Annotated in this window: 23 protein-coding genes; 13 read left to right on the top strand and 10 right to left on the bottom strand. The window is 72.5% G+C overall.

The window, feature by feature from the left end:
- Positions 1-22: 22 nt before the first annotated feature.
- Positions 23-724 carry a DUF6518 family protein gene (locus FB462_RS03980; protein WP_141860319.1) on the bottom strand — a complete coding sequence of 234 codons (702 nt, stop codon included), beginning with the start codon at positions 722-724 and terminating at the stop codon, positions 23-25.
- 89 nt (positions 725-813) lie between these two features.
- Complete coding sequence (gene yczR, locus FB462_RS03975; protein WP_141860317.1) at positions 814-2,265, bottom strand: MocR-like transcription factor YczR; 1,452 nt, start codon at positions 2,263-2,265, stop codon at positions 814-816.
- Positions 2,266-2,326: 61 nt separating this feature from the next.
- Between yczR and yczE the strand changes: the two genes are divergently transcribed.
- On the top strand, positions 2,327-3,055 hold the full coding sequence (gene yczE / locus FB462_RS03970) for a membrane protein YczE (RefSeq protein WP_208738888.1): 729 nt from the start codon (positions 2,327-2,329) through the stop codon (positions 3,053-3,055).
- On the top strand, positions 2,998-3,867 hold the full coding sequence (locus tag FB462_RS03965) for a sugar phosphate isomerase/epimerase family protein (protein WP_141860315.1): 870 nt from the start codon (positions 2,998-3,000) through the stop codon (positions 3,865-3,867). Before yczE ends, FB462_RS03965 begins: the two co-directional genes overlap by 58 nt.
- A gap of 71 nt (positions 3,868-3,938) precedes the next feature.
- On the opposite strand, the gene FB462_RS03960 is transcribed toward FB462_RS03965, so the two are convergent.
- From FB462_RS03960 to FB462_RS03945, 4 genes are read right to left on the bottom strand one after another with little or no spacing between them, the layout of a single operon-like run.
- Positions 3,939-4,970 (bottom strand): Gfo/Idh/MocA family protein, encoded by a 1,032-nt coding sequence (locus tag FB462_RS03960; RefSeq protein WP_141860313.1) that lies wholly within the window; start codon positions 4,968-4,970, stop codon positions 3,939-3,941.
- Entirely contained in the window at positions 4,967-5,983 is a 1,017-nt protein-coding gene (locus FB462_RS03955) for a Gfo/Idh/MocA family protein (protein ID WP_114850202.1), read from the bottom strand. Before FB462_RS03955 ends, FB462_RS03960 begins: the two co-directional genes overlap by 4 nt.
- Positions 5,980-7,152, bottom strand: coding sequence for an ROK family protein (locus FB462_RS03950; protein WP_141860311.1), 1,173 nt, complete (start codon positions 7,150-7,152; stop codon positions 5,980-5,982). The genes FB462_RS03955 and FB462_RS03950 overlap by 4 nt, the downstream gene beginning before the upstream one ends.
- A complete protein-coding gene (locus tag FB462_RS03945) occupies positions 7,149-8,369 on the bottom strand; it encodes an ROK family transcriptional regulator (protein ID WP_114850204.1) in 1,221 nt (406 codons plus the stop codon). Before FB462_RS03945 ends, FB462_RS03950 begins: the two co-directional genes overlap by 4 nt.
- A 139-nt stretch (positions 8,370-8,508) precedes the next feature.
- Here FB462_RS03945 and FB462_RS03940 point away from each other — a divergent pair, with 139 nt between their 5' ends.
- The 5 genes from FB462_RS03940 to FB462_RS03920 all read left to right on the top strand — a co-directional run bounded on the left by FB462_RS03940 (position 8,509) and on the right by FB462_RS03920 (position 13,346).
- Complete coding sequence (locus FB462_RS03940) at positions 8,509-9,465, top strand: carbohydrate ABC transporter permease (RefSeq protein ID WP_083520143.1); 957 nt, start codon at positions 8,509-8,511, stop codon at positions 9,463-9,465.
- A gap of 9 nt (positions 9,466-9,474) precedes the next feature.
- Positions 9,475-10,377, top strand: coding sequence for a carbohydrate ABC transporter permease (locus tag FB462_RS03935; RefSeq protein WP_058743231.1), 903 nt, complete (start codon positions 9,475-9,477; stop codon positions 10,375-10,377).
- Between the two features lie 89 nt (positions 10,378-10,466).
- On the top strand, positions 10,467-11,774 hold the full coding sequence (locus FB462_RS03930) for an ABC transporter substrate-binding protein (RefSeq protein ID WP_141860309.1): 1,308 nt from the start codon (positions 10,467-10,469) through the stop codon (positions 11,772-11,774).
- Positions 11,775-11,907: 133 nt separating this feature from the next.
- Positions 11,908-12,768 carry a DUF4097 family beta strand repeat-containing protein gene (locus FB462_RS03925; protein WP_114850205.1) on the top strand — a complete coding sequence of 287 codons (861 nt, stop codon included), beginning with the start codon at positions 11,908-11,910 and terminating at the stop codon, positions 12,766-12,768.
- Positions 12,765-13,346, top strand: a complete 582-nt coding sequence (locus FB462_RS03920) for a PadR family transcriptional regulator (RefSeq protein ID WP_114850206.1) — start codon at positions 12,765-12,767, stop codon at positions 13,344-13,346. Before FB462_RS03925 ends, FB462_RS03920 begins: the two co-directional genes overlap by 4 nt.
- Before the next feature lie 70 nt (positions 13,347-13,416).
- Here the strand turns inward: FB462_RS03920 and FB462_RS03915 are convergent, their stop codons facing one another.
- Entirely contained in the window at positions 13,417-15,498 is a 2,082-nt protein-coding gene (locus FB462_RS03915) for an acyltransferase family protein (protein ID WP_167510001.1), read from the bottom strand.
- 117 nt (positions 15,499-15,615) lie between these two features.
- Here FB462_RS03915 and FB462_RS03910 point away from each other — a divergent pair, with 117 nt between their 5' ends.
- The 4 genes from FB462_RS03910 to FB462_RS03895 all read left to right on the top strand — a co-directional run bounded on the left by FB462_RS03910 (position 15,616) and on the right by FB462_RS03895 (position 17,672).
- A complete protein-coding gene (locus FB462_RS03910) occupies positions 15,616-16,371 on the top strand; it encodes a hypothetical protein (RefSeq protein ID WP_141860305.1) in 756 nt (251 codons plus the stop codon).
- Positions 16,372-16,470: 99 nt separating this feature from the next.
- Positions 16,471-16,737 (top strand): DUF3072 domain-containing protein, encoded by a 267-nt coding sequence (locus FB462_RS03905; RefSeq protein ID WP_114850423.1) that lies wholly within the window; start codon positions 16,471-16,473, stop codon positions 16,735-16,737.
- Positions 16,738-16,861: 124 nt separating this feature from the next.
- Positions 16,862-17,302, top strand: a complete 441-nt coding sequence (locus FB462_RS03900; protein WP_141860303.1) for a DoxX family protein — start codon at positions 16,862-16,864, stop codon at positions 17,300-17,302.
- Between the two features lie 157 nt (positions 17,303-17,459).
- Positions 17,460-17,672, top strand: coding sequence for a DUF3073 domain-containing protein (locus FB462_RS03895; protein WP_058741523.1), 213 nt, complete (start codon positions 17,460-17,462; stop codon positions 17,670-17,672).
- Between the two features lie 434 nt (positions 17,673-18,106).
- Here the strand turns inward: FB462_RS03895 and purM are convergent, their stop codons facing one another.
- Positions 18,107-19,207 carry a phosphoribosylformylglycinamidine cyclo-ligase gene (purM, locus tag FB462_RS03885; RefSeq protein ID WP_141860301.1) on the bottom strand — a complete coding sequence of 367 codons (1,101 nt, stop codon included), beginning with the start codon at positions 19,205-19,207 and terminating at the stop codon, positions 18,107-18,109.
- Positions 19,208-19,278: 71 nt separating this feature from the next.
- Between purM and purF the strand changes: the two genes are divergently transcribed.
- Complete coding sequence (gene purF, locus FB462_RS03880) at positions 19,279-20,736, top strand: amidophosphoribosyltransferase (protein ID WP_141860299.1); 1,458 nt, start codon at positions 19,279-19,281, stop codon at positions 20,734-20,736.
- 121 nt (positions 20,737-20,857) lie between these two features.
- Here purF and FB462_RS03875 read toward each other — a convergent pair whose 3' ends face one another.
- Complete coding sequence (locus FB462_RS03875) at positions 20,858-21,286, bottom strand: hypothetical protein (protein WP_141860297.1); 429 nt, start codon at positions 21,284-21,286, stop codon at positions 20,858-20,860.
- A gap of 95 nt (positions 21,287-21,381) precedes the next feature.
- Here FB462_RS03875 and FB462_RS03870 point away from each other — a divergent pair, with 95 nt between their 5' ends.
- Positions 21,382-23,973, top strand: a complete 2,592-nt coding sequence (locus tag FB462_RS03870) for a helix-turn-helix transcriptional regulator (protein ID WP_141860295.1) — start codon at positions 21,382-21,384, stop codon at positions 23,971-23,973.
- 293 nt (positions 23,974-24,266) lie between these two features.
- On the opposite strand, the gene FB462_RS03865 is transcribed toward FB462_RS03870, so the two are convergent.
- Positions 24,267-24,629 carry a sterol carrier family protein gene (locus FB462_RS03865; protein ID WP_114850424.1) on the bottom strand — a complete coding sequence of 121 codons (363 nt, stop codon included), beginning with the start codon at positions 24,627-24,629 and terminating at the stop codon, positions 24,267-24,269.
- Positions 24,630-24,649 lie beyond the last annotated feature (20 nt).

The following is a 24,649-nucleotide window of genomic DNA, read 5'->3' as shown; positions in this document are numbered from 1 at the left end:
GGCTGACCTGTGGAGAACCGCCTCACCCGCCGATGAGCAGCAGTGCGCCGAACACCCCGACGGCACCGACGAGTCCGGTCGCGAGCGCCGTGACGCGGCCGACCGGGCTGCCCGCCCGCACGATCGACACGACGAGCACCACCACCCCGACGGCGAGCTGCACGGCCCAGGCGGGCGTCGTCTCGGGCGTCGCCACGCGCAGGAACGCCCGCACCGACTCCCCCACGAGCACCGCCGCCACGACCCCGAGCGCCCCGGCCGCCAGCACCGCGCCCCGGGTGCCGCGCCGGCGTCCGCCACGCAGCGCCACCGCGACCGCCCCGGCCAGCAGTCCCGCGGGGACCCCGAGCAGGACCCACGGGTTCGTGATCGACAGGACGTCGGGGTACCCGCGCAGCACGGTGGCCGCCCAGTAGCCCACGTGCATGACCTCGAGGAGCACGACGCCGAGCAGCATCGCGAGCGGCAGGGCCACCCGGCCGGCCCGGACACCGGCGACCGCACACAGCAGCACCGCGACGACGAACCACGGCCCGGCCGAGTTCGACACGGTCGCGAGCGCGGGGACCGCCTGCCCGAACGAGGTCAGCACCCCGGCCAGCAGGGCGCCGGTCAGGGCGATCGACACCCGCGCGACCGGCGGGACCGGACGGGCCGGAACGACGTGGACGGAGGCAGGATCAGAGGCGGAGACGAGGGCGTCGGTGGGGCGGGTCGGCTGCACGTCCTCAGCCTCCGGCGCAGCCGCCCGCACCGCGTCGGCCGTCGGAGCGACGATGCGCCGGGCGGGTCAGCCCAGCGGATGACGTGCGCTCACACCACCGCGGCGAGCGATCCGCGGATCCCGACCCCGTCGCCGCCGATCCGCGCCCAGGCCCGCTCCAGCACGTCGACCATGCGCTCCCGGTCCGCCGGCGCGGTCGTGAACGGGACCCGCAGGAACCGCTCGAACCCACCGTCGGGACCGAAGACCCCGCCCGAGGCGAGCACCACGCCCTCGGCCCGCGCGGCGAGCACGAGTGCGCTCGACACCGGCCGGCCGAGGCCCACCCACGTCGTCAGCCCGCCCGCCGGCGACGGGACGTCCCACTCCGGGAGCCGCGTGCGCAACGCGCCCACGACGTCGTCGCGACCGGCGCGCAGGAACGTGCGCCGCGCCTCCAGGACGGCCGCCGTCCGCGGGACGAGCTCCCGCGCGACCAACTGGTCGAGCACGGGCGTGCCGAGGTCGCCCGACGGGCGGGCGAGCAGCATCCGCTGCAGCAGGTCAGGCTCGGCGCGCACCCACCCGATGCGCAGCCCACCCCAGAACACCTTGGCCGCCGAGCCGATCATCACGACGGTGGAGGACGGCACGGCGGACGCGGCCAGCGGCAGCTCCGGCGAGCCGTCGATCCGGAGCTCGCCCATGGTCTCGTCCGCCACCACGACGGTGCCGGTCGCCGCCGCGGTCGCGAGCAGGCGCTCCCGGGTCGCGGCGGGCATCGTCGCGCCGGTCGGGTTGTGCAGCTCGGGCATCACGTACGCGACCGCGGGCGCCGTCCGGCGGAGCGTCGTCTCGAGTGCCGACGCGTCCCACCCGGTGTGCGCGTCGACCGGGACGCCGACGAGCCGGCCGCCGGCCTCGCGGAAGGCCTCGTGCGCGTGCGGGTAGGTCGGCGACTCGACCAGGACGGCGTCGCCGCGGCGCACGAGCACCCGGGCGAGCAGCGCGATGGCGTGCTGCGCGCCGATGGTCACGACGATCTGCGACGGGTCGGTCGGCAGCCCGCGCTCCGTGTAGCGCTCGGCGATCACGGCCCGCAGCCCGGGGTCCCCGACCGTGTCGTACCCGATGCCGGCGAGCGCCGCGGGGACGTGCCGGACCGCGCGTTCGACGGCCTCGGCGACCTCGGGGGCGGCGTGCAGGGCGGCCTTGCGCAGGTCGAGCAGCCCGCCGTCGACGACCCCGCCGAGCCGCTCCGGGTCCGGGCGCCCGGCGAGCTCCCGCGGCAGGTGCACGACGCTGCCGGAGCCGCGCAGCGACACGAGGAACCCGTCGGACCGGAGTCGGGCGTAGGCGTTCGCGACCGTGGTCCGCGAGACGCCGAGGGCCTCGGCCAGCCCGCGCTCGGCCGGCAGCCGGACGCCCAGGGGCACGCGTCCGTCGATGACGAGCACGCGCAGGGCGTCGGACAGCGCCTCGTACGCGGGGGCGTCGGACCCGTCCCGCCAGTCGGTGAGCAGGAGGGCGGCCGATCGGGCGCTCAGGAGAACCGGGGTCACGGGTCCACCGTAGCCAGATTGGCTCTCGACCAACAGGCCAATCCGGCGGGAGTATCGACCCGTGCCCCGCTCTGTCAGCCTCTCGCTCCGCTCCGTCCAGCTCCTCGTCGGCCTGTTCCTCTACGGCGCCTCGACCGCGCTGCAGGTCCGCGCCGTGGTCGGCGTCGGCTCGTGGACGGTGCTCACGCAGGGCCTGGAGAACGTGCTGCCCTGGTCGTTCGGCGTCATCACCGTGGTGTCGAGCGTCGTCATCCTGCTGCTGTGGATCCCGCTCCGCCAGAAGCCCGGGATCGGCACGCTGTGCAACGTCCTGGCGATCGGCCCGTCCGCCGACCTGGTGCTCTGGCTCGTGCCGGAGCCGGACGGACTCGTCCCCCGTGTGCTGCTGTTCGCGGCGGGCCTGGCGCTCCTCGCGGTCGCGACGGCCTGCTACATCGGCGCCGGGCTCGGGACCGGCGCCCGGGACGGGCTGATGGTCGGCGTGCACGAGCGCTTCGGCTGGCCGCTCTGGCTCGCCCGCACCCTCATCGAGGTCACCGTCGTCCTGGTCGGCTGGCTGCTCGGCGGTGACGTGGGGGTCGGCACGGTGGTCGCCGCGTTCGCGATCGGGCCGATGGTGCAGCCGCTCATGCCGCTCTTCCGCCGCCTGCCGTGGTCCCCCACCCGCACGGGCGACGCGGAGCCCGTCCACACCCCTGGTGGCGACGAGACCGGAGCGGCTAGGGTCGCGCCATGCGACTCGGAGTGTCCTCCTACAGCTACGCCCGCTCCCTCCAGCGCGGTGCGCTGACGATCTTCGACGTGGTCGACCGCGTCGCCGCGGCCGGGGGCGACCACCTCGAGGTCGCGGCGGGTGGCTTCGGCGACGACCTGCCCCGGCAGCCCGAGCTGGTCGAGCAGCTGCGGGGTCACGCCGCGGCGCGCGGCATCGGGCTCGCCAACTACGTCATCGGCGCGGACTTCTCCGACCCCGCCACCGTCGACGCCGAGGTCGCGCGGGTCCACGAGCACCTCGACGTCGCGCACCGGCTCGGCATCACCCGGTTCCGGCACGACGTCGTGCCGTGGGCCTGGCGGGACGCCGACCACGCCGAGTTCGAGCGGGTGCTCGCGCAGGTCGTGCCGGTCTGCCGCGCGGTCGCCGAGCACGCCGCCACGCTCGGGATCACGACGATGGTCGAGAACCACGGCTTCGCCTTCAACGACAGCGAGCGGATCCTGCGGCTCGTCCACGAGGTCGGCCACCCCGCCTTCCGCACCCTGCTCGACGTCGGCAACTTCGTCTGCCTGGACGACGACCCGCTCCGCGCGGTGCAGCGGACCCTGCCGGTCGCGGCCGTGGTGCACCTGAAGGACTTCCTGGTGCGCGAGACCCCGCCTGCCGCGGACGGCTGGCTCACGACCCTGGCGGGTCGCGCGGTGCTCGGCACGGTCGTCGGGCACGGTGACCTGCCCCTGGGCCGGATCGTGGAGCGGATCGTCGCGAGCGGGTTCGACGGCCCCCTCTCGATCGAGTTCGAGGGGCTCGAGGACGACGTCGACGCGGTCGAGCGCGGACTCGCGAACGCCCGCAACCTGTGGGCAGCGGCCGGCGGCTCCTGAGACGGTGCCGCGACGGACGGGAGGCGCGGTGCCAGCCGGCACCGCGCCTCCCGTCCGTCAGTGCGGTGCGCTCAGACGGACCGCACCCGCACCGTCTCGCCGCTCGCCGCAGACTCCTGCGCCGCCAGCACGACCGCCAGCGTGCGGAGGCCGACCGCGGCGTCGGGCTGCGGCTGCTCGCCGCTCCGGACCGCGGTGACGAACGTCTCGAGCATCGCCTGGTCGAAGTCCGGCCCGTACGGCAGCACCACCGACCGGCCGGTCGCGGCGTCGAGCCCGCGCACGCTCGGGCGGAAGAAGTCGACGTCCACGGATCCCTCCGACCCGACCACGGTGAGCGCGAGCCCACCCCACGTCGGCGAGGTGTCCGGGCGGCCCCACGAGCAGTCGATGGCCGCGATCGTGCCGTCCGCGTAGGTGATCGTCACGAGCCCGGCGGTCTCGGCCTGCGCGCGGGCGGCGTGCAGCACCCGGTTCGTGACGGCCGTCACCGTCACGGCCGGCGTGCCGTCGAGGAGCTCGTCGAGCAGGTCCGCGATGTGCACCACGTGGTCGACGATCGCGCCGCCGCCGGACAGCTCGGGCTCGGTGAACCACGAGCGGGTCAGCGGGAGCATGCCGTTGTTCGCACCGCGGACCGAGAAGACCTCGCCGAGCCGGCCGGCCCGCTTCGTCGCCGCGAGCCGGGCGAAGGTCCCGGCGAACCGCACCGGGAAGGCGACCATGAGCAGCACGCCCGCGGCCTCGGCGGCGGCCCGCATCGCCAGGCCGTCCTCCCACGTCGTCGCGAGCGGCTTCTCGCACAGCACGTGGACACCCGCGGCGGCGGCCTGCTCGACGAGCGCGCGGTGCCTGGCGTTCTCGCTCGTCACCACGACGGCGTCGACGCCCTGTGCGAGGAGCTCCTCGACCGAGTCGACGTACGCGACCCCGAGGGCGTCGGCGAGCTCCCGACCGCGCAGGTCGGTCAGCTCCGTGCCCGTGGAGGTGCCGTCCGGGTCGGTGCCGACGACCTCGGCGCCGGGCATCGCCTGCAGCGCCGTCAGGTACGACAGCGCGTGCGTGTGCGCGAAGGACAGGACGCCGATGCGCAGGGCGGTCATGCCGTCGCCCCCTCGTGCGTCCCGGCCGCGGGGGCGGGCTCCAGGTCGACGGGCTGCCCGGTCTCGACCGACCGGAGCGCCGCGTTGACGATCCGGACCGCGGTCGCGCCGTCCTCGGCGGAGACGCGCGGGACGGCACCGCCCCGGAACGCACCGAGGTACTCGCGGATCTCGAGGAAGTAGGGGTCCTCGGTCGGGTCGAGCTCCGGCAGGTCGCCGCCGACGGCCGCCTCGTCGAGGAGCTCGGCCGTGTAGTTCCGCTCCGCGCGGGAGTCGTGCGACAGGGTGCCGAGCGTGCCGGTGGCCGAGAACTCGGTGACGAACGGCAGGTGCGCCGGACCCCAGATGCCCGCGACGTGGCTGATCGCACCGGACGCGTGGGTGAGCAGCACGTGCGCCGCCTCGACCGGGTGGTCCACGGTGCCCTTCCGGACGTGCACCGCGCTGACCCGGACGACGTCGCCGGCGATCCACCGGGCGATGTCCAGGTCGTGGATCATCTGGTCCATGATGATGCCCCCGGACAGCTCCGGGTCGGCGAACCAGGCGGAGCGCGTCGGGAAGCCGCCGGAGCGGACGAAGCGCAGGACGGCGAGCTCGCCGAGCTGCCCGGCCTCGACCGCGGCCTTCAGCCGGACGTACTCGGGGAAGTACCGGACGACGTGCGCCGGGTAGAGCTGTCGGCCGGCCTCGTGGGCGCGTCGGACGAGGTCGTCGGCGTCCGCGTCGGTGCGGGCGAGCGGCTTCTCGCTGATGACGTCCTTGCCGGCGGCGAGCGCTGCCCGCACGACCTCGGCGTGCGCGTACGTGGGGACGACGACGTCGACCACGTCCACGCGGGCGAGGAGCTCGTCGAGCGAGCCCACCACCTCGCCGCCGTGCGTGGCCACGAGCTCCTCGGCGCCGACCTCGGAGAAGACGACGACGTCGCCGAGGCGGAGCAGGTTCGGCAGGTGTGCGTGGGCGATCACCCCCGCACCGACGAGGCCGATCCGGAGTCGCTGTTCGGTCATGGGGTCCTCCTGGTTCCGTGTGGTGCTGGGTCCGCGGCGGGCGCGGGTGTGCTGGTCGTGGGCGCGCTGGACGTGGGCGCGCTCGTCGCGCCGGTCGTGCTGGTCGCGGCGGCGGTGCGGGCGAGGAGCGCGGCACCCGCCAGTCCGGCGCCGGCCCCCGCGAGCGACTGCTCGATGCGGGGCGACGGCCGCCAGCCGAGTCGGGCGTCGACGGCCGTGCGGAGCGGGGCGAGCAGGCGCTCCCCGGACTCGCCGAGCCCGCCGCCGACGACGACGACCGCGGGGTCGAGCACGGCGGACAGGATCGCGACCCCGGCGGCGAGCGCGTCGACCGCGTCCGCCCACACCGCGGCCGCGACCGGGTCGGTGTCGACCGCCGCGACGATCTCGTCGGTGGCCCCGTCGATGGTGCCGCCGGCCGCACGGTAGCGCCGACGGATGTTCCGGGCCGAGGCGTAGGCCTCGACGCACCCGCGCTGCCCGCACGTGCAGGGCTCCCCGCCGGGTCGGACGCAGACGTGCCCGACCTCGCCGGCACCCCCGGCGGCGCCGACCACCAGGCGGCCGTCGACGACCAGGCTCGCGGAGATGCCCGTGCCGATCGGGATGAAGACCATCTCGGTGACGTCCCGACCGGCGGCGGTGCGGGCGGCGATCTCGGCCGTGGCCGCGGCACGCGCATCGTGCGCAACGGCGACGGGGACGCCGTAGCGCTCGCGCAGCAGGTCGGCGATCGGCAGGTCGTGCCAGTCGAGGTTGACCGCCACGACGACCGTGCCGGCCGCGGAGTCGACGACCCCCGGGGTGCACAGGCCGATGGCGGCCAGCGGGTGGCCGGCGCCCGTGGCGGCGGCCGCGAGCCGGTCGACCACGGCGACGACCGCGGCGAGCGCCGGCCCACCGGCTGCCAGGTCGCCGACCGCCGTGCCCCCGGTCGACGGCCCATCGGCCATCGCCGCGCCGGCCGTCGCCGTGCCGGCCGTCGCAGTGCCGGCCGTCGCCGTGCCGGAGACCGTCCCGTCCGCGGGTCCGACGGTCCCGAAGGTCGGGACGACGGCCCGGTCGAGCACGACGTCGCCGATGCGCAGCATGCCCTTGACCGTCGTGCCGCCGACGTCGACCGCCACGACCGCGCCGGACTGCTCGAGGTCGCGGACCGCGGTGCTCATGCGGTGCGCTCCGCCGCGGTCCGGACCATCTCGTCGATGCGGGTGGGGGCGAGGACCTCGTCCACGGCGAGCACCGTCGCACCGCGGATCCCGGCGTCACGGGGCTCCCGGCTCGCGCGGACGTCGAGCGCGTCGGCGACCATCGGCAGGCACGAGCGGTAGAGCTCGCCGCGGATGGTGGCGACGAGCACCGAGGACGCGGACATCGCGCCCGCGAGCACGACCTCGCTCGGGTTGCAGAAGTTCACGATCCCGGACAGGACCCGGCCGATGTGCTCCCCGGCCCGGCGCAGCTCGTCGAGGACCACCGGGTCGCCCTGGGCGGCGAGGGCGAGGACGTCGCCCGTGCTGCCGACCTCGCGCCCAGTGGCCCGGAGCCGTGCGACGACGGCGCCGCCGGAGGCCACCGACTCCAGGCAGTCCGGCACGCCGCACGTGCAGCCGATCGCGGCCTCGCCGTCCACGGGGGTGTGGCTGATCTCGCCCGCGGCGCCGCTCACGCCGCGGTGCAGCCGGCCGTCGAGCAGGACGCCGGCGCCGATGCGCGTGCCGAGCTTCACCGCGACGAGCGTGCCCGAGCGGTCCGGCTCGGGGTGCTCCGCCAGGGCGATGAGGTTCGCGTCGTTCTCGACGAGCACGGGGACGTCGGTGTACTCCGCGAAGAGCTCGGGCAGCACGGCCCCGTGCCAGGACGGTTCGAACGACGGGGTCGCGATGCTGCCGCCCGGGTATGACACCGGCGCGGGGATGCTGATGGCGGCCCCGCGGAACCGGTCCATGTCGAGACCGCTGTCCCGCGCGAGCTCGACGAACCGCTGCCAGAGCGCCGCGACGGACGCCCGGGGCCCGGCGGCGACCGGGACCGTGCCGGCGCCGTGCTCGAGGGCGTCGGTGTCCGCCAGGACGGTCCCGGCCAGGTCGGTGAGGACGATGCGCACGTGGTGCGCACCGAGGTCGGCCGCGGCGACGAACCCGGCGTCCGCGACGAGTTCGAGCCGTCGGGCCCGGCGTCCGCCTCGGGACCCCTCGGCACCGCTCTCGCGGACGAGCCCGAGGGACGTCAGCGCGTCGACCCGGGCGGACGCCGTGGACGGCGCGAGTCCGGTGCTCCGGGCGATGCTCGAGCGCGAGGTCGTGTCGGATACGCGGATGAGTCGGAGGACGTCCCCGACGGACCCCGGGCTCCGCGCCATGTCCTGGAAGTGCTGCTCGTGCATGTCGTCACTGTAGCGGCTGATCGATCGATGATCGAACGAAGTCGGTGCAGAATCGACTATTTACTTTTGGTGATCGAACGGTAATCTGCTCGAAACAGCCGTTTCCTAGCGTTCAACGACGAGCCAAGAGGAGGTCCGCATGACGAGTGCGGTTCAGAACCCGACCAGGGTGACCGTTCCCGGTCGACGGTCGTCCACCGCGGACGCCAGCCGGATGGAACGACGGGAAGGCCGGGCGGGCTACGTGCTGATCGCCCCCACGACGGTGCTGCTGGCGCTGTTCTACCTGTACCCATTGGCGCAGACGGTCTTCTACTCGTTCACGAACTGGAACCCGGCGTCGGGCGAGACGAACGGCTTCGTCGGGCTGTCGAACTTCACCGGCCTGTTCCGCGACGGCGAGTTCCTGCGCGCCGCCGGCAACACCGCGCTCTACGTGGTCGTGGTCGTCCCCGTCACGATGGCGCTCGGACTGTTCTTCGCGGCGCTGCTCGCCCAGCCGTTCCGCGGCCGTGGCGTCTACCGCGCCCTGCTCTTCGTGCCGTACATCGCCCCGATCGTCGGCAGCGCCCTGATCTTCAGCTTCATCCTGTCGCCGCTCGGCGGCCTGGTGAACGGCGTCGTCACGGCGCTCGGCGCTCCCCCGATCGGCTTCCTGACCTCGGAGCCCTGGGCGCTCGTCTCGGTGATCGTGTTCTCGATCTGGCAGGGCGTCGGCTACACGATGATCATCTACTCGGCCGCGCTCACGAACATCCCGGCGTCCTACATGGAGGCCGCGACGCTCGACGGCGCCGGACCGATCCGCCGTTTCTTCCGGATCTCGCTCCCCCTGGTCGCACCGACCACGGGCTTCCTCGCCATCACCGGCGTGATCGGTGCCCTGCAGGTGTTCACGCAGGTCTACGTCCTGACCCAGGGCGGCCCGATCAACTCGAGCGAGACGATCCTCTACTACATCTACAACCAGGGCTTCGTGTTCTTCCACGGCGGCTCGGCCAGCGCCGCCGCCGTGATCCTGCTCATCGTCGGCATCCTCGTCGCGGTCGTCCAGCTGCGGGTCATCAACCGCCGCGACCCCATCGAGCTGAACTAGGACCGCACCGTGACCCAGATCGCATCCCGCGCCCTCCCGTCGGACGCGCACCGCGCCTCCCGTCCGCACCGCAGCCGACCCTTCGGCGTGCTGTTCCGCAAGCACTCGCCGGCCGTCCTGCGCCACGTCATCCTGATCGTCGCCGTCGTCCTGTTCTTCGGCCCGTTCCTCTGGATGCTGCTCACGAGCTTCAAGTCCTCGGAGGAAGCGCTGGCCTTCCCGCCGACGTTCCTGCCGAAGCAGTGGGAGCTGTCGAACTACACCGACATCTTCACCGTCGCGCCGTTCGGCCTGTACTTCTTCAACTCCACCGTCGTGGCGATCGCGACGACCGCCGGGCAGATCGTGACGAGCCTGGCGGCCGGGTTCGCGTTCTCGCGGCTGAAGTTCAAGGGCAAGAACATCGTGTTCGTCGTCCTGCTCGCCGCGCTCCTCGTGCCGTTCGAGGTCGTGTTCACGCCGCTGATCACCCTGCTGTCCTCGCTGCACTGGCTGAACAGCTACCAGGGGCTCATCGTCCCGAACATCCCGTCGATCCTCGGCACGTTCCTGTTCCGGCAGTTCTTCACCTCGTTCCCGAGCGAGATCGAGGACGCCAGCCGAGTGGACGGCGCCGGCGTCTGGCGGCGGATGTGGTCCGTCGTGACGCCGATGGCGACGCCGATGATCGGCTCCTTCGCCGTGCTGTCCTTCGTCTACAACTGGAACAACTTCTTCTTCCAGTTCCTCGTGGCGTCCCGCACCGAGTTCTTCACGGTGTCCGTCGGCCTCACGCAGCTGCAGTCCGCGAACGCGAGCCAGAGCTTCAACCTGCTCATGGCCGGTTCGACGCTGGCGATCCTGCCGGTGTTCATCGTCTTCATCATCTTCCAGAAGCAGATCGTGTCGGCCATGGCCGGCGGGCTCCGCTGATCCCGACCACCCCTCCCCGCTCCACCCCCTCAGCACCACTCCCTGCACCATTCCTCGCACCACCCAGAAGTCCGAGAAAGGACGATCTCATGCGCAAGCGACTGCTCGGTGTCACGGCCCTCGCCGTCGGCGCCGCTCTGGCCCTGTCCGGGTGTTCCGGTGGGTCCGTCACCGGCAACTCCGGCGGCAGCGGCGGCAAGACGACGATCACCGTGTGGCACAACTACACGGGACCGCAGGCCACCGAGGTGAAGAAGCTCATCGACGAGTACAACGCCTCGCAGGACAAGATCGAGGTCCAGCCCCAGTACGCCGCCTCGTCCGACCAGTTCGACGCGAAGCTCATCAACGCGTTGAAGAACGACACCGGCCCCGACATGGTCCTCGGCGACAGCACGCCGCAGCAGACCGGCGAGGTCATCCAGACCGGCAAGGTCCTGCCGCTCGAGGACTACCTGTCCGGCGGCGACATCACGAAGGACAGCTTCACCGAGGGCATGCTCTCGACGGGCGAGTTCGACGGCAAGCAGTACACGCTGCCGACCGACATCGGCGACTACGCCGTCGTCTACAACAAGGAGATGTTCAAGGAGGCCGGGATCACCGACACCCCGACCACCTGGGCCGAGCTCGCCGACGACGCGAAGAAGCTCACGAAGGGCACGACCCAGTACGGCGCGTACCTGCCGATCGGCACCGGCGAGTGGCCGGTCTTCACCTGGCAGTCGATGCTGTGGGGCGCCGGCGGTGACTTCCTCAACGAGGACAACACCAAGGTCGAGTTCAACAGCGACGCGGGCGTGAAGGCCCTCACCGCCTGGACCGACATGCTCAAGGACGGCACCGCGTACCCGCAGTCGCTCCTCACCACCTCGACGAACGGCGCCGTCCCGGCCCTGACGTCGAAGAAGGCGGCGATGGCGATCACCGGCGCGTACGACCTGTCCACGATCGACAGCACGCTCGGCAAGGACAACGTCGGCGTCTTCGCGCTCCCCGGCATCGAGAAGCCGGCGATGAACCTCGGCACGAACAACTCGTACCTGATCAAGACGACCAAGGCGAAGCAGGACGCGTCCTGGAAGTTCATGCAGTGGTGGCTCAGCCCCGAGACCGAGGCGAAGTGGGACATCGCGACCGGCCTGCTCCCCGCGAACAAGGCCACGTCGGACAACGAGACCTGGAAGAAGTACCTCGACGACAACCCACGCCTGAAGGCCTTCGCCGACGAGCTCGAGTACGCGAAGGCCCGTCCGTCCATCACTGCCTACGGCGAGGTGAGCGCGGCGCTGTCCACGCAGCTGCAGTCCGCGATGCTGCTGAAGACCAGCCCGAAGGACGCGCTCGACGCCGCGGCCGAGAAGGCACAGGCGGCGCTCGACTCCGCGTCGAAGTAACCGCCCCGCCGAACCACGACGGCCCCGCACCCACCAGGGTGCGGGGCCGTCGTGCACACCCCGTGACAACCTCGGTCTCGCGATGTATCGTGACTTCCACCAACGCGATACATCGCGAGTTTCAGGAGGCAACATGGCCCAGGAGAAGTGGCTCGTCGAGGAGCCGAAGGTGATCGACACCGGGATCGTCCGCGCACTGCGCGTCGGGCTCGCCGGTGGACAGGTCGACGTCGTCGCACACGACGAGCCGACCGCCCGCATCGAGGTGCACAGCGTCTCGGGCAAGCCCCTCAAGATCGAGCTCGACGGCGACACCCTGACCGTCGACCACCCACAGATCGGCTGGGACGACCCGCTCGGCTTCCTCAAGTCCTTCCGCGGCCGTGCCGCCGCCGACGTCAGCGTGCTCGTCCCCCGCGACGCGCGCGTCACGATCGGCGTCGTCTCCGCCGGCGTTCTGCTGTCCGGCACGAACCGCGGCGCCTCGGTCAACACGGTGTCCGGCGACGTCGTCGTCGACGGCCTCACGGGCGACCTCGCCGTGCACGCGGTGTCCGGCACCACCACGGTCCGCGAGCTCGACGGCGCCCTGACGGTCCGCACGGTCTCGGGCGACGTCGTCGCGACCGGCGCCATCCCGCGCTTCACCGCCGACGGGGTCAACGCCGACGTGGTCCTCGACCTGCAGGGCACCCCCGACACCGCCCGGGTCAACACGGTCTCCGGGTCGGTGAGCGTCCGGCTCGAGGACGGCGTCCCCTACCGCTGCACCGTGAGCACCGCCTCGGGCAAGCTGCAGTTCGACGACTCCGAGATCCGCGGCGTGCGCGGCTCCTACGTCAAGCAGGGTGGCGAGCTCTCCGGACAGTGGCTCGACCTCAAGGTGAACTCGGTGTCCGGCGACATCGCGGTGCTGCACGCACCGGCCGCGCCCGCCGCCCAGGCTCCCGCCGCCTCCACGACCGTCACCGACGAGAGCGAGGCGCCCGCATGAGCCCGGTCTTCGCCCACGGCCACCTGCGGCTGTACCTGCTCGTCCTGCTGGCCGACCACCCGATGCACGGGTACGAGGTCATCCAGGCCCTCGGCGACCGCTTCGGCGGCACCTACGTCCCGAGTGCCGGCACGGTGTACCCGCGTCTGGCGAAGCTCGAGGCGGAGGGGCTCGTCACCAAGACCGTCGACGGCCGCAAGACCGTCTACGCGATCACCGAGGCCGGTCGCGCCGAGCTCGACGCCCGCGCCGACGAGATCGCCGCAGTGCAGAACGGCGTCGCCGACTCCGTGAAGTCCCTCGCCGACGGCGTCCGCGCCTCGGTGGGCCAGGCCATGCGGTCCCTCCGCGCCGACCTCGCCGCGAGCGCGCAGGCACCCCGCGGGCAGACCGCGGACGAGCCTCAGGACGTGCCGTCCGAGGGGGCGCGTGCGCTCCGCGAGGTCGAGATGGTCCTGTCGTCGTTCCGGCAGCAGGTCCGCGCCGACCTGCGTCGCCACGCGACGCGCGGTTCCCTCTCGGACGACACCGTGACGCGCCTGCGCGACGGTCTCGAGGCGCTGCGCCGATCGCTCTGACCGCGCGCGACGACGGACCGGGCCGGTCGGGCGGGCGCACCACGCGCCTCCCGTCCGGCCTCGTTCGTCGTCAAGACCTGGCGAGAGACCCGAGCGCGTCGCGCAGCACCAACGCGAGGCGTCCGCTCATGAGACCCGTCATGTGCCCGGAGTCGCTCCGGACGAGGGTCCTGTCGATCGTCGCGGGACATGCTCCGTCCACGGTGCAGAACCAGTCGAGCACCGCGACGTGACGGGCATCTTGTCCGGATGCGACCAGCGTGGCCACGGCGGATGCCTCAGCCCGATCCTTCTTGATCGCGGCGGTCGGCAGTGCGCCGGAACACGCGCTCACTCCGGTGAACCGCGTCGCACAGGCGTCGACCGGAGCACCTTCCGGTGGCGCCCCGAGCGCGACGACCGTACGACCCGGCCCGGCCAGCTGCCGGTAGCCATCGACTGCCCCCGTGTACCACCGCTCTTCCACGGACGTCGCATCCTCGGTGCTGCGGAAGGATCCCTCGGACGTCGAGGTGAAGACGAGGTCGGGCCGTCGATCATCGACCCAGTGGCGCATGACGTCGCGTGCTGTTGCACAGCGCGCAGTGTGGTCGACTGCTCTACTGGTCTGACCAGGCGTCCACACCATCGAGCACGAGGCGAACCCCATCGCTTCGATCCGCCAACCGGCACCGAGCGCGTCGACGATCGCCGGAGTCCAGGACAGGGCGATGGAATCACCCACGACGACGGCCGTACGGGGAGCATCGTCGTCGCCCCAGGAGCAGACGGACGGATCGTCCAGTTCGTCCGGCAGGAGATCGTTCTTGCAGCCACCATCAACGAGGGCTGGGGCAACGGTCGCTCGAGCAGGAAGGTCGATGCCAGGCTCGACGTCCACGGGATCCGGTGGTTCCGTCAATCCCCGTGCGACGAACGTGCTGAGGTCTGCCGGGTCGATCGCGGACGAACGGTCATGACGGTCCGCGATCGCAGCCCTGGCGGGTGTCGTGGTGCCGCTGAGGGATGGTTCCATCCACTGCACCCCGGCAGCCAGCACGAGCACCGTCGTCACGAGTCCCCCCAACGCGAGCGAGCCGGGGCCGCGAACAGGCGAGGACCGGCGGGCTGACGGCCGGAGGAACGGCCGTTCGACGTACCGTTCGGTCAGGACAGCGAAGAGGAACGAGATGCCGACGGCCAGGAGGGCGACCAGCGGTGACGGTCCGGCGAGCGATGCAGCGACGACCAGGACCGGGAGGTGCCAGAGGTAGAGCGAGTACGACGTGCGCCCGAGGTAGCGGAGCCCTCGCCACCGCAGCGGGAGCGCGGCGACGACCGAAGCCCCGGTCCCGAGGACCAGCACGGTCCCGACGACGGGGAGCGCGGCCCCGGGCCACGGGAAGGCGGCGCCGTCGTCGAGGACGCACGCCGCGAGGACGATCGCGACGAGGCCGAGCACGAAGGCCGACTCGCGCAGCCACCGCGGAAGGCGACCGACGACGGGTGCGGCGGTCGCGAGCAACGCCCCCGCGCCGAGCTCCCACGCACGGACCACCGGGTCGAAGTAGGACGCGTCCGGCCTGGTCGTGGCTGAGACGACGGCCCACGCGATCGATCCAGCGATCATCAACCCTGCGCACACCGCGACGCTCCCCCTCGGCGGGAGCCATCGCCGGAGGATCGGTACCGCCATCAGCAGCAGGAGTGGCCACACCGCGTAGAACTGTTCCTCGACCGCGAGCGACCAGAAGTGCTGGAGCGGGGACGAGGCAGCACCGGACTGCAGGTAGTCCGCCCCGGTCCGGATCAGCCTGACGTTCTCGACGAAGGAGAGCGACGCGACCGCGTCCCACCACGTCGCGACGGCGCGGGGAGCGAACCAGACGAGGGCCGCAGCGACGCAGGTCACGCCGAGCACGACGAGCGCGGCGGGCAGGACACGGCGGGCACGACGCACGTAGAAGCGGGCGATCGACAGCTGCGCGTGGTCCTGCAGGTCCCGCAGCAGGATGCCGGTGATCAGGAACCCGGACAGCACGAAGAACACGTCCACGCCCACGTAGCCACCGCTCGGGAACGCGAACGCGTGGTAGGCGACCACGAGCAGGACGGCGATCCCGCGGAGGCCGGCGATGTCCTCGCGGAAGTTCTTCGGTCGTGCGGCGTCCACTGGCTCCCCTGATGTCGATGACCCGTATTGCAATATTACATGTGATCATTTCAGCAGGCAACCGGCGCCGGATCCCGCGGACATCGACGGCGGTCGGTCGTAGCATCGGTCCTCGACATGACGATCTCCGACCTGCGCACCTTCGCGACGTTCGACGGCCACGGCGGCAAGGTGTCGAAGCGCGTCGAGGTGCTCGACCACGAACCCTCCCCGGCCGGCCCGTACGCCGGCCTCGTCGCGGTGCGCGGCGAGCACCCCCTCGGCGCAGTCGACGAGCGTCCGGCCGACGACGGCGCCGACCTCGCCCGCGGGGTCGCGAGCATCGGCTGGGTCGACCCCGCCACGCTCCGCGACTGGTACCGCCCGGACCGCGTCGTGGTGTCCCGGCTCGAGGCGCGCCGCTCCGGGCTCGAGCCCGGCCTGTACGCCGATTCGCGCGGACGCGGTCGCGTCCGGATCGACGGCCTGGAGGGACTGCTCGCCCCCGACGGTCGGCCCGCCTTCCGCGCACTGGCCGGCCCGGCTGACGCCCCGGTCGTCGACGTCCGACTCCCCACGGACCAGGCGGTCCGCCTGGTCGCGGTCCGCGAGGTCGACGAGGGGTTCGAGGTCGTCACGACGCCGGTCTCACCGTTCCTGTCACCAGGGCAGCACCGGGCGTACGACGACGACGTGGTCGGACTCCCGCCGCGCCCGTCCTCGGGGACCGTCGAGGTCCGTGCCGCCGTGCTGCTGAACGGGTCCCTCCACCATGTGGTGCGCATCGACGAGCGCGCCGCGACGATCTGGCTGCGGCAGGGCGACGCCGAGGTCCCCGTCGCGTCGAGCGCCGTGGGCGCCGACCTGGTGCGGTACACGGTCGTCCCCACCTGAGCGCGCCGCTCGCGCCGTGGAGTTCCTTCTGTCCCGCTCGCGCTGTCGGGGGACGACGTGCTGCGCTGGCCGGACGGTCCCGCGCGTACGGTCGGCGCCATGACCGACGCAGCAGATCAGACCCCCGACGACGCCCACACCGGCGAGACGCTGGGCGGCGAGCGACCCGACCCCTCGACGACCGCGAGCAAGGACCCCGAGGACTGGGTGACCGGCGACGAGCCGATGACCGGTCCACAGCGCAGCTACCTGGACACCCTCGCGCGCGAGGCGGGCGAGGAACTGCCCGCCGACCTCACCAAGGCCGAGGCGTCCGAGCACATCGACCGCCTGCAGCAGCAGACCGGGCGCGGCGCCGACTCCTGACGCTCCCGACCCTGAAGGCGTGTCCGCGGTTCGGCGGACCGTTGTCTGGGGGACCCCTGGCGAAGTCCGGCAAGTCCCCCGGACGAGGGGGATCGATGACACGTCACTGGATACCGTCGTCGCCATGCGAACGACATCGACATCCATCGGCCTGACCGCGCTCCGCATCGTCCTCGGCGTGGTGTTCATCGCCCACGGTGCCCAGAAGTTCGCCCAGGGCATCCCGAACGTGACCCAGGGTTTCGCCGGCATGGGCGTCCCGCTCGCCGAGGTCGCGGCCCCCGCGGTCGCCGGCCTCGAGCTGGTCGGCGGCGTGCTCCTCGTCGCCGGCGTCGCCACCCGGGTCGTGGGGTTCCTGCTCGCGGTCGACATGGTCGTGGCCGGCCTGCTCGCCCACGCCACGGCCGGCTTCTTCGCCCAGGACGGCGGATTCGAGTACGTCCTCGTCCTGGCCGTCGCCTCCCTCGCCGTCGCACTGACCGGCCCCGGTCGGTTCTCCGTCGACGCCCTCGTCCTGCGTTCCTCGCGCCGGAAGCGGGGCGTCGCGGAACCCCTGCCGGCCTGACGTTGGAGCCGCGGTCCGGGGGACGCCGTGCGGGGTGTCGGGATCGGGGTACATGGTAGAGTGATCGGCAGATTTCAAACCACGAACCGTCTGGTTCCCCGGGTGGCATCCCCCACCCGCCAGGACCGGACCAGAGCCGAACACGAGGGGGTCACGCATGGGGCGCGGCCGTCAGAAGGCAAAGCACACCAAGGTCGCCCGGGAGCTGAAGTACTTCAGCCCGGAGACGAACTACGGTGCACTCGAACGCGAGCTCTCCGCCGGGCAACACTCGGACGAGAACTCCTACGTCGACCGCTGGGCAGACCAGTACGGCGACGAGGAGGACGACGAGCTCGAGACCCAGCAGGACCAGAACAAGTCCGCCTGACCTCACCGTGACGCCGCGCACCCTCCGGGGTCGCGCGGCGTTTCCGCGGGCTCGGGCTCGGGCTCGGGCTCGGGCTCGGGCTCGGGCTCGGGCTCGCAACCGTCCCACGCGCCGGGCTCCGCACGAACGGGCCAGATCTGGCGCGCTCGTGGCGCCGACGCGACACATCATGCCCGCCGGGCAACACGCGCGCGGCGTTCCGCGCACGCTCGACACGCCTTCCGGCCGAGGGGACGCAGCGCACCGGCCCAGCGTCCCTCGTCGAGGGCGCTCAACGGGCGGGCCAGATCTGGCACACTCGGGCCGTCCCGCCGACGTCTTTTGCACGCTCGGCGTCACGCACGCGGCGTGTCCTGCCCGCTCGACCGCCGCCGGCCCCCGAGCACCGCCACCGACCCGGGCAACCCGGCGCGAGACCCCCGCGCCACGCGGCCTCAGCCCGCGTAGCTCCCGACGAGCCGGACGGCGCCGCCGTCGACGCCCTTCGCGCCCTGCTCGAAGCCGTCCAGGTCGCGCGCCGAGGTCGAGATCGCCCCGACGGTCCACGCCGGCAGCCCTGCGGCACCGAGCGCCGCGACGACCGAGTCGGCAGCCGACGCCGCGACGACCGCGAACATCCCGATGCCGAGGTTCCACGTGCCTTCGGTGTCCTCGACCGGGGTGCCGGCCATGTCCGCGAGCACCCGGAACACCGACGGGGGCGTCCAGGTGGCCCGGTCGACCTCGACCCAGGTGCCGACCGGCAGCACGCGCGCCAGGTTCGCGGCGATGCCACCGCCGGTCACGTGCGACAGCGAGTGCACGGCGCCGGGCTGGGCGTCGAGCAGGTCGAGCAGCGGTGCGGTGTACAGGCGGGTGGGCTCGAGCAGTGCTTCGCCGACGGACACCCCGGCGCCGAACTCCGGCAGCTGGTCGGTGTAGCCGACGCCCTTCGTCGACAGGATGTGCCGGACGAGCGAGTAGCCGTTCGAGTGCAGGCCGGAGGACTCGATCGCGACGACGACGTCCCCGTCCTCGACCAGGTGCGCGCCGAGCTGCCGGTCGGCCTCGACCACGCCCGTCGCGGCACCGGCGACGTCGTAGTCGTCCGGGCCGAGCAGCCCCGGGTGCTCCGCGGTCTCGCCACCGACGAGCGCCGTACCGGTCGCCGAGCAGCCGCGGGCGATGCCGGCGACGATGTCCGCGATGCGGTTCGGGACGACCCGGCCGCAGGCGATGTAGTCCGTCATGAAGAGCGGCTTCGCCCCGACCACCACGATGTCGTCGACGACCATGCCGACGAGGTCCTGGCCGATGGTGTCGTGCTTGTCGATCGCCTGCGCGATGGCGACCTTCGTGCCGACGCCGTCGGTCGAGGTCGCGAGCAGCGGCCGTTCGAAGTCCTTCAGGAACGAGACGTCGTAGAGACCCGCGAACCCGCCCACTCCCCCCAGCACCGAGGCGTTGTGCGTCGCCGAGACGGCGGACTTCATGAGCTCGACGGCCAGGTCACCGGCGGCGGTGTCGACGCCGGCGGCTGCGTACGGGTTCGGCATGCGTTGTCCTCCGCGGGGCATGGCAGACTTGTTCGGTACCACCCGATCCTACGGTCTGGAGCACTCCGCGAATGTGCGGCATCGTCGGCCTCGTTGCGCAGGGGCCCGTCAACCAATCCATCTACGACGCCCTGCTGCTCCTGCAGCACCGGGGCCAGGACTCGACGGGCATCGCCACGGTCGAGGGTCGCGTGCACCACATGCACAAGACACGCGGCCACGTCCGCGAGGGCTTCCGCACCCGTGACATGCGGGCGCTGCTCGGCACGATGGGCCTCGGCCACGTGCGCTACGCCACGAAGGGCGTCGCGAGCAACGAGGAAGAAGCCCAGCCCTTCTACGTGAACGCCCCGTACGGCATCGTCCTGGTGCACAACGGCAACCTCACGAACACGCGGGAGCTCACCCGCGAGCTGTTCGACATCGATCGCCGGCACCTCAACACGAGCTCCGACACCGAGCTCCTGGTGAACGTCCTGGCGCACGAGCTGCAGGGCCAGGTCCGCGGCAGCGAGCTCGACCCCGGGCAGGTGTTCGACGCCGTCGAGCGCGTGCACGAGCGCGTCGAGGGCTCCTACGCCACGATCGCGACCATCGCCGGGCACGGGCTGCTCGCGTTCCGCGACCCGTACGGCATCCGGCCGCTCATCCTGGGCCACAAGTTCGACGAGGCCGGCCAGCCGGAGTGGATCGTCGCGAGCGAGTCGCTCGTGCTCGAGTCCGGCGGCTACGAGATCGTCCGCGACATCGCCCCGGGCGAGGCCGTCTTCATCGAGATGAACGGCCAGATGCACGCGCGCCAGTGCGCGAAGGACCCCCGCCTGGTGCCGTGCTCGTTCGAGTACGTCTACCTGGCCCGTCCCGACTCGGTGATGAACGGCATCTCGGTCTACGACGCACGACTGCGGCTCGGCAACCGGCTCGCGGACACCATCGCGCAGTACGCGCCGACCGGCGACATCGACGTCGTGATGCCGATCCCGGACTCGTCGCGTCCGGCCGCGATGCAGGTCGCGCAGAAGCTCGGCATCGACTACCGCGAGGGCTTCTTCAAGAACCGCTACGTCGGCCGGACGTTCATCATGCCCGGGCAGGCGGAGCGGAAGCGCTCGGTCCGGCAGAAGCTCAACGCGATGTCGTCGGAGTTCAAGGGCAAGAACATCCTGATCGTCGACGACTCGATCGTGCGCGGCACGACGAGCCGCGAGATCGTCGAGATGGCGCGGGCTGCCGGTGCGAACGAGGTCACCTTCACGAGCGCCGCTCCCCCGGTCCGGTTCCCGCACGTCTACGGCATCAACATGCCGACCCGTGCGGAGCTCATCGCGCACGACCGGAAGATCCCGGAGATCAACCGCGTGCTCGGCAGCGACCACCTGATCTACCAGGAGGTCGCCGACATGCGGGACGCGATCATCGAGGGCTCGGACGTCACGGACCTCGAGATGAGCTGCTTCACCGGTGAGTACGTGACCGGCTCGGTCACGCCCGAGTACCTCGCCTGGGTCGAGGCGAACCAGCTCAGCTAAGACCGGTCGCGACGCGACCAGGAGACGGACGGGAGGCACGGTGCCGGCTGGCACCGTGCCTCCCGTCCGTCATCTGGTCACCACCGCCGGTGGTGCCGTCCGCCTGTCCGTCTCCTGTCTTTCAGGGACGGTCGCCGTCCGGGTGCTCGATCTCGCCGTCGACCGTGTCCGGCACGGGCTCGACCTCGACGCGCTCCGCCGTGAGGCGGGCGGCCCGCTTCGCGAGGACGCGGTCGAGCACGACCGCGACGATCGCGCCGATCGCAGCACCGATCGTGACGCCCCACAGCGAGAAGTAGCCGACCAGGGTGCCGAAGCTGGCGTCCTGCTGGTCGCCGCGGTCGATGTCCATGGTGACCGACACGACGACGAGGGTCGCCAGGAAGCCGAGGACCGCACCGCCGAGGATGAACACGCCGAACTTCGGTGCCCGGCGGATGGTGACCTCGTCCGGGGTGGAGACGGTGTTCGGGGCCGGCGCGGCGGGCGCGGGCGTGCGGTCGTCGGGACCGTCGTCGGGTCGGGGTTCGGATCGGGCGGAGTCGCTCACGCGTCCATTGTCCCCCACTGTGGGTGGTGGTCCGGTCTGTCCTGTCCCCCGCGACCGGGGCAAGATGGACTGACGAGGAGCGGGAGGTGGTGGGGGTGCGAGACCGACCCGTCGGCGACCGTCGTCGCCCCGGCTCACCGGCGCGCGTGCCGTGGCCGATCGTGCCGCGGCGCGAGGAGGACCGTGCGGTCGCGGTCGTCGCCGAGCACCGCTGGAGCGTCGCGATCGTCGGTGCCCCCGGACTCGGCAAGACCTCGACGGCGGCGCGTGTGACGGACCGGGTCGCCCGACGCGACGCGACCGGCCGGACCCTCGTCGTCCCGATCACGGCCGTCGCCGCCGGACGCTCGATGCCGTTCGGCGCCGTGGCGGACCGCTTCGGGGAGCTCCCGGCCGCCCTGGCCGAGCTCGTCGACGACGCGGTCGCCGCCCAGCGCCTGCGCGAGACGACCGACCTCGCCGACCGGGACGTGCTGCTCCGCGTCGACGACGCCGACCACCTCGACGCGATCTCCGCCCGGTACGTCGCGTGGCTGGTCCGCGACCAGGGCGCCCGGCTCGTCCTGACCTGCAGGGACTTCACCGCACTGCCCGACCCGCTGCGCGCCCTGTGGCAGGACGACCTGCTCGAACGGATCGACCTGGCACCGCTCGACCTGCGCGAGACCGGCGAGGTCGTGGCCGCGGCACTCGGCGCCCAGCTCGAGACGGCGTCCACCGAGCGCGTGCACCGGGCGACCGCGGGCAACCCGCTGTACCTGCGCGAGGTCGTCCGGGCCGCCCTGGCGTCCGGCGCGCTCGAGCAGACCGCGTCCGGGTGGTACTGGCGCGGCCGCGTGACGGCGTCGAACAGCCTGGCGGACATGTACCGCTCGGAGCTCGGCGCCCTGCCGGAGGACCTGCGGGACGTCGTCGACATCGTGGCGCTCGCCGACCCGATCCCCCTCGAGCGGCTGCTGCGGCTGGTGTCGGGCGGGGACGTCGACCGGGTGGTCGCGCTCGGCCTCGTCACGATCGACACGGCGGACGACTGCGCCCGGGTCGTCCGTCCGTCGCACCCGCTCGTCGGCGAGGTCGTCCGGGCGCTCGTGCCGGTCGCCCGGCGTGCGGCCCTGTTCGCGCGCGCCAACGCCTTCCGGACCGACAGCCCCGAGGGCGCCCCGCCCGCCGCTCGACTCCGTGCCGCGCTCTGGGCGCTCGACTGCGGCGTGCTGCCACCCGTCGGGCAGCTGCTCGACGCGACCCAGGTCGCCGTCCGGCTGCAGGAGCACGAGAGCGCGATCGCCCTGGCGTCCGCCGCACTCCGCACCGCCCTGACCGCGCGCGAGCGGGTGACGGCGCGCTGCCTGCGGTCGATCGCGCACTCGTACAGCAGCGGGCGCGAGGCCGGCCGCGTCGACGCCGAGGCCGCCTGGTCCCTCGCGCGCTCCCGTCCGGCCGAGGTCGGCGACGCGATGGTCGTCGAGGCCTGCGAGACGCTCGCGAACATCCGGCAGTTCCACGACGACGACGTCGACGCCGCGGTGGCCCTGGCCGAGGCGGCGGCCGGCCTCGTCGGTCCGGAGACGGCCGAACGCCTGCGGATCCTGCGCCTGGCGCACCTCGGGTGGGGCGGCCGGTTCGAGGAGGTCCGCGCCGAGGTCGAGCGCTCCGGGGTCCTGCAGCAGCCCACGGTGTCCGTCGCGTTCCTCGCGCTCGCCCCCTGCGCCGTGATGGCCCTCGCCACCGCCGGACGGCTCGACGACGCCGCCGGGCTGGCACGACGGGCGCTGGCGACCGCGGTCGAGCACATCGAGGAGGCCCCGTGGGCCGTCGGCGAGGTGGTCTCCGTGACGCACCAGCTCCAGGTCTGGCGCGGGGACGTCGCCACGATGCTCACCGAGATCCCGGTCCGCCGGGCGAGCCCGTTCCTGAAGTACGACTTCACCCTCGAGCTGATCGGCGTCGGCAACCAGGCGATCGGCCAGCGGCGCTGGGACGACGCGATCGCTGCGCTCTCGGCCGCGTGCGAGCGGTACGACGTGGCCGACCACGGCGGGTTCGCGGCCTACCCGTGGGCCCGGCTCGCGATGGCGAACGCCTACGCCGGGCACGCCGAGCAGGCCGCTGCCGCACTCGACCGGGCACGGAGCACCCCGCTGCGGGCGATGCGGATCACCGGCGAGCAGGTCGCGATGTCGATCGCGTGGACCGAGGCCGTGCTCGGCAACCCGGCCGGGCTCCGGCACGCGGACGAGATCACCGCGCGGGCGACGGCGAGCGGCGCGTGGCTGCACGTGATGTACGCCGAGACGCTGCACTTCGCCGACGACGTCATGCGCGGGCACGACGCCACGGTCTCGCGGGAGCGCATGCGAGCCGCCGCGGCCCGGGTGGACGGGCCGCTCGCGAACGCGGTCGTCGAGTACGCCGACGCCCTGCGCGCCGAGGACCGGTCGCGGATCGCCGAGGCAGCTGCGGTCCTCGCGACGCACGGCATGGCGGTCACGGCCGGCCGACTGAAACCCCCACTGACCCACCGGGAGTACGAGGTGGCGGAGCTCGCGGCACGTGGGCTGAGCAACCGGCGGATCGCGGAGTCGCTCGGCCTGTCCGTCCGGACGATCGACGCCCACCTGTCGCGGGTCTTCGCGAAGTGGGACCTGCACGCGCGGTCGGAGCTCGCGGAGATGCTCGGGCCGCGCTGACGGTTCTCGTGTCGCCCCGTCACGAAATCGTCGACAACGAAACCCAGGGTTCGTTGTGGATTGCAGCACGACGCGCCGCGATGGTTGACAACGTAACCCGCAAGTCGCGTACCTTGGAGTCTGTCGCCGGGTTCGGACCCGTTCGGGTCGGGTCCGAATCCCGGCGACTTCTACGCTACGGGGACGGCCACGCAGGGCACATCGGTAGGACCTACCTAATCCCGTGAGCCTCGTCGAACAACTCGTCGGTCGAGCCGGCTGCTCCCGGCGGTGACGTTCCGTGACGTCGTCGTTCAGGTGGCGGTGCGGACCGGCAGGAACGCCGTGATGTCCGCGCGCGAGCCCGAGGCGCTCACCCGCGCGGCGGCGACGGCCTCGCTCCACCGCAGGGACCCGGTCGCCAGTGCGATCCAGGTCGCAGCGTCCGTCTCCACCACGTTCGGCGGGGTCCCCCGGGTGTGCCGTGGACCGGGCACCGCCTGGACGGCAGCGAACGGCGGGACGCGGACCTCGACGCTGTTGCCCGGGACGTCGTCGGCGAGTCGCTGCAGGGTCCACCGGACCGCGGTCGCGACGTCCGTCCGGACCGTGGAGCCCCCGAGCACCGCGGTGAGCGCAACACGGCCGACGGCGTCCTCGATCCTCTTCGGCGGCATGTCCACAGGCTAGCCGTCGC

The sequence above is a fragment of the Curtobacterium citreum genome, from assembly GCF_006715175.1.
Lineage (GTDB): Bacteria > Actinomycetota > Actinomycetes > Actinomycetales > Microbacteriaceae > Curtobacterium > Curtobacterium citreum.
Note: the sequence above shows the minus strand (reverse complement) of the source record. Positions and strands in the feature narration are given on the sequence as shown.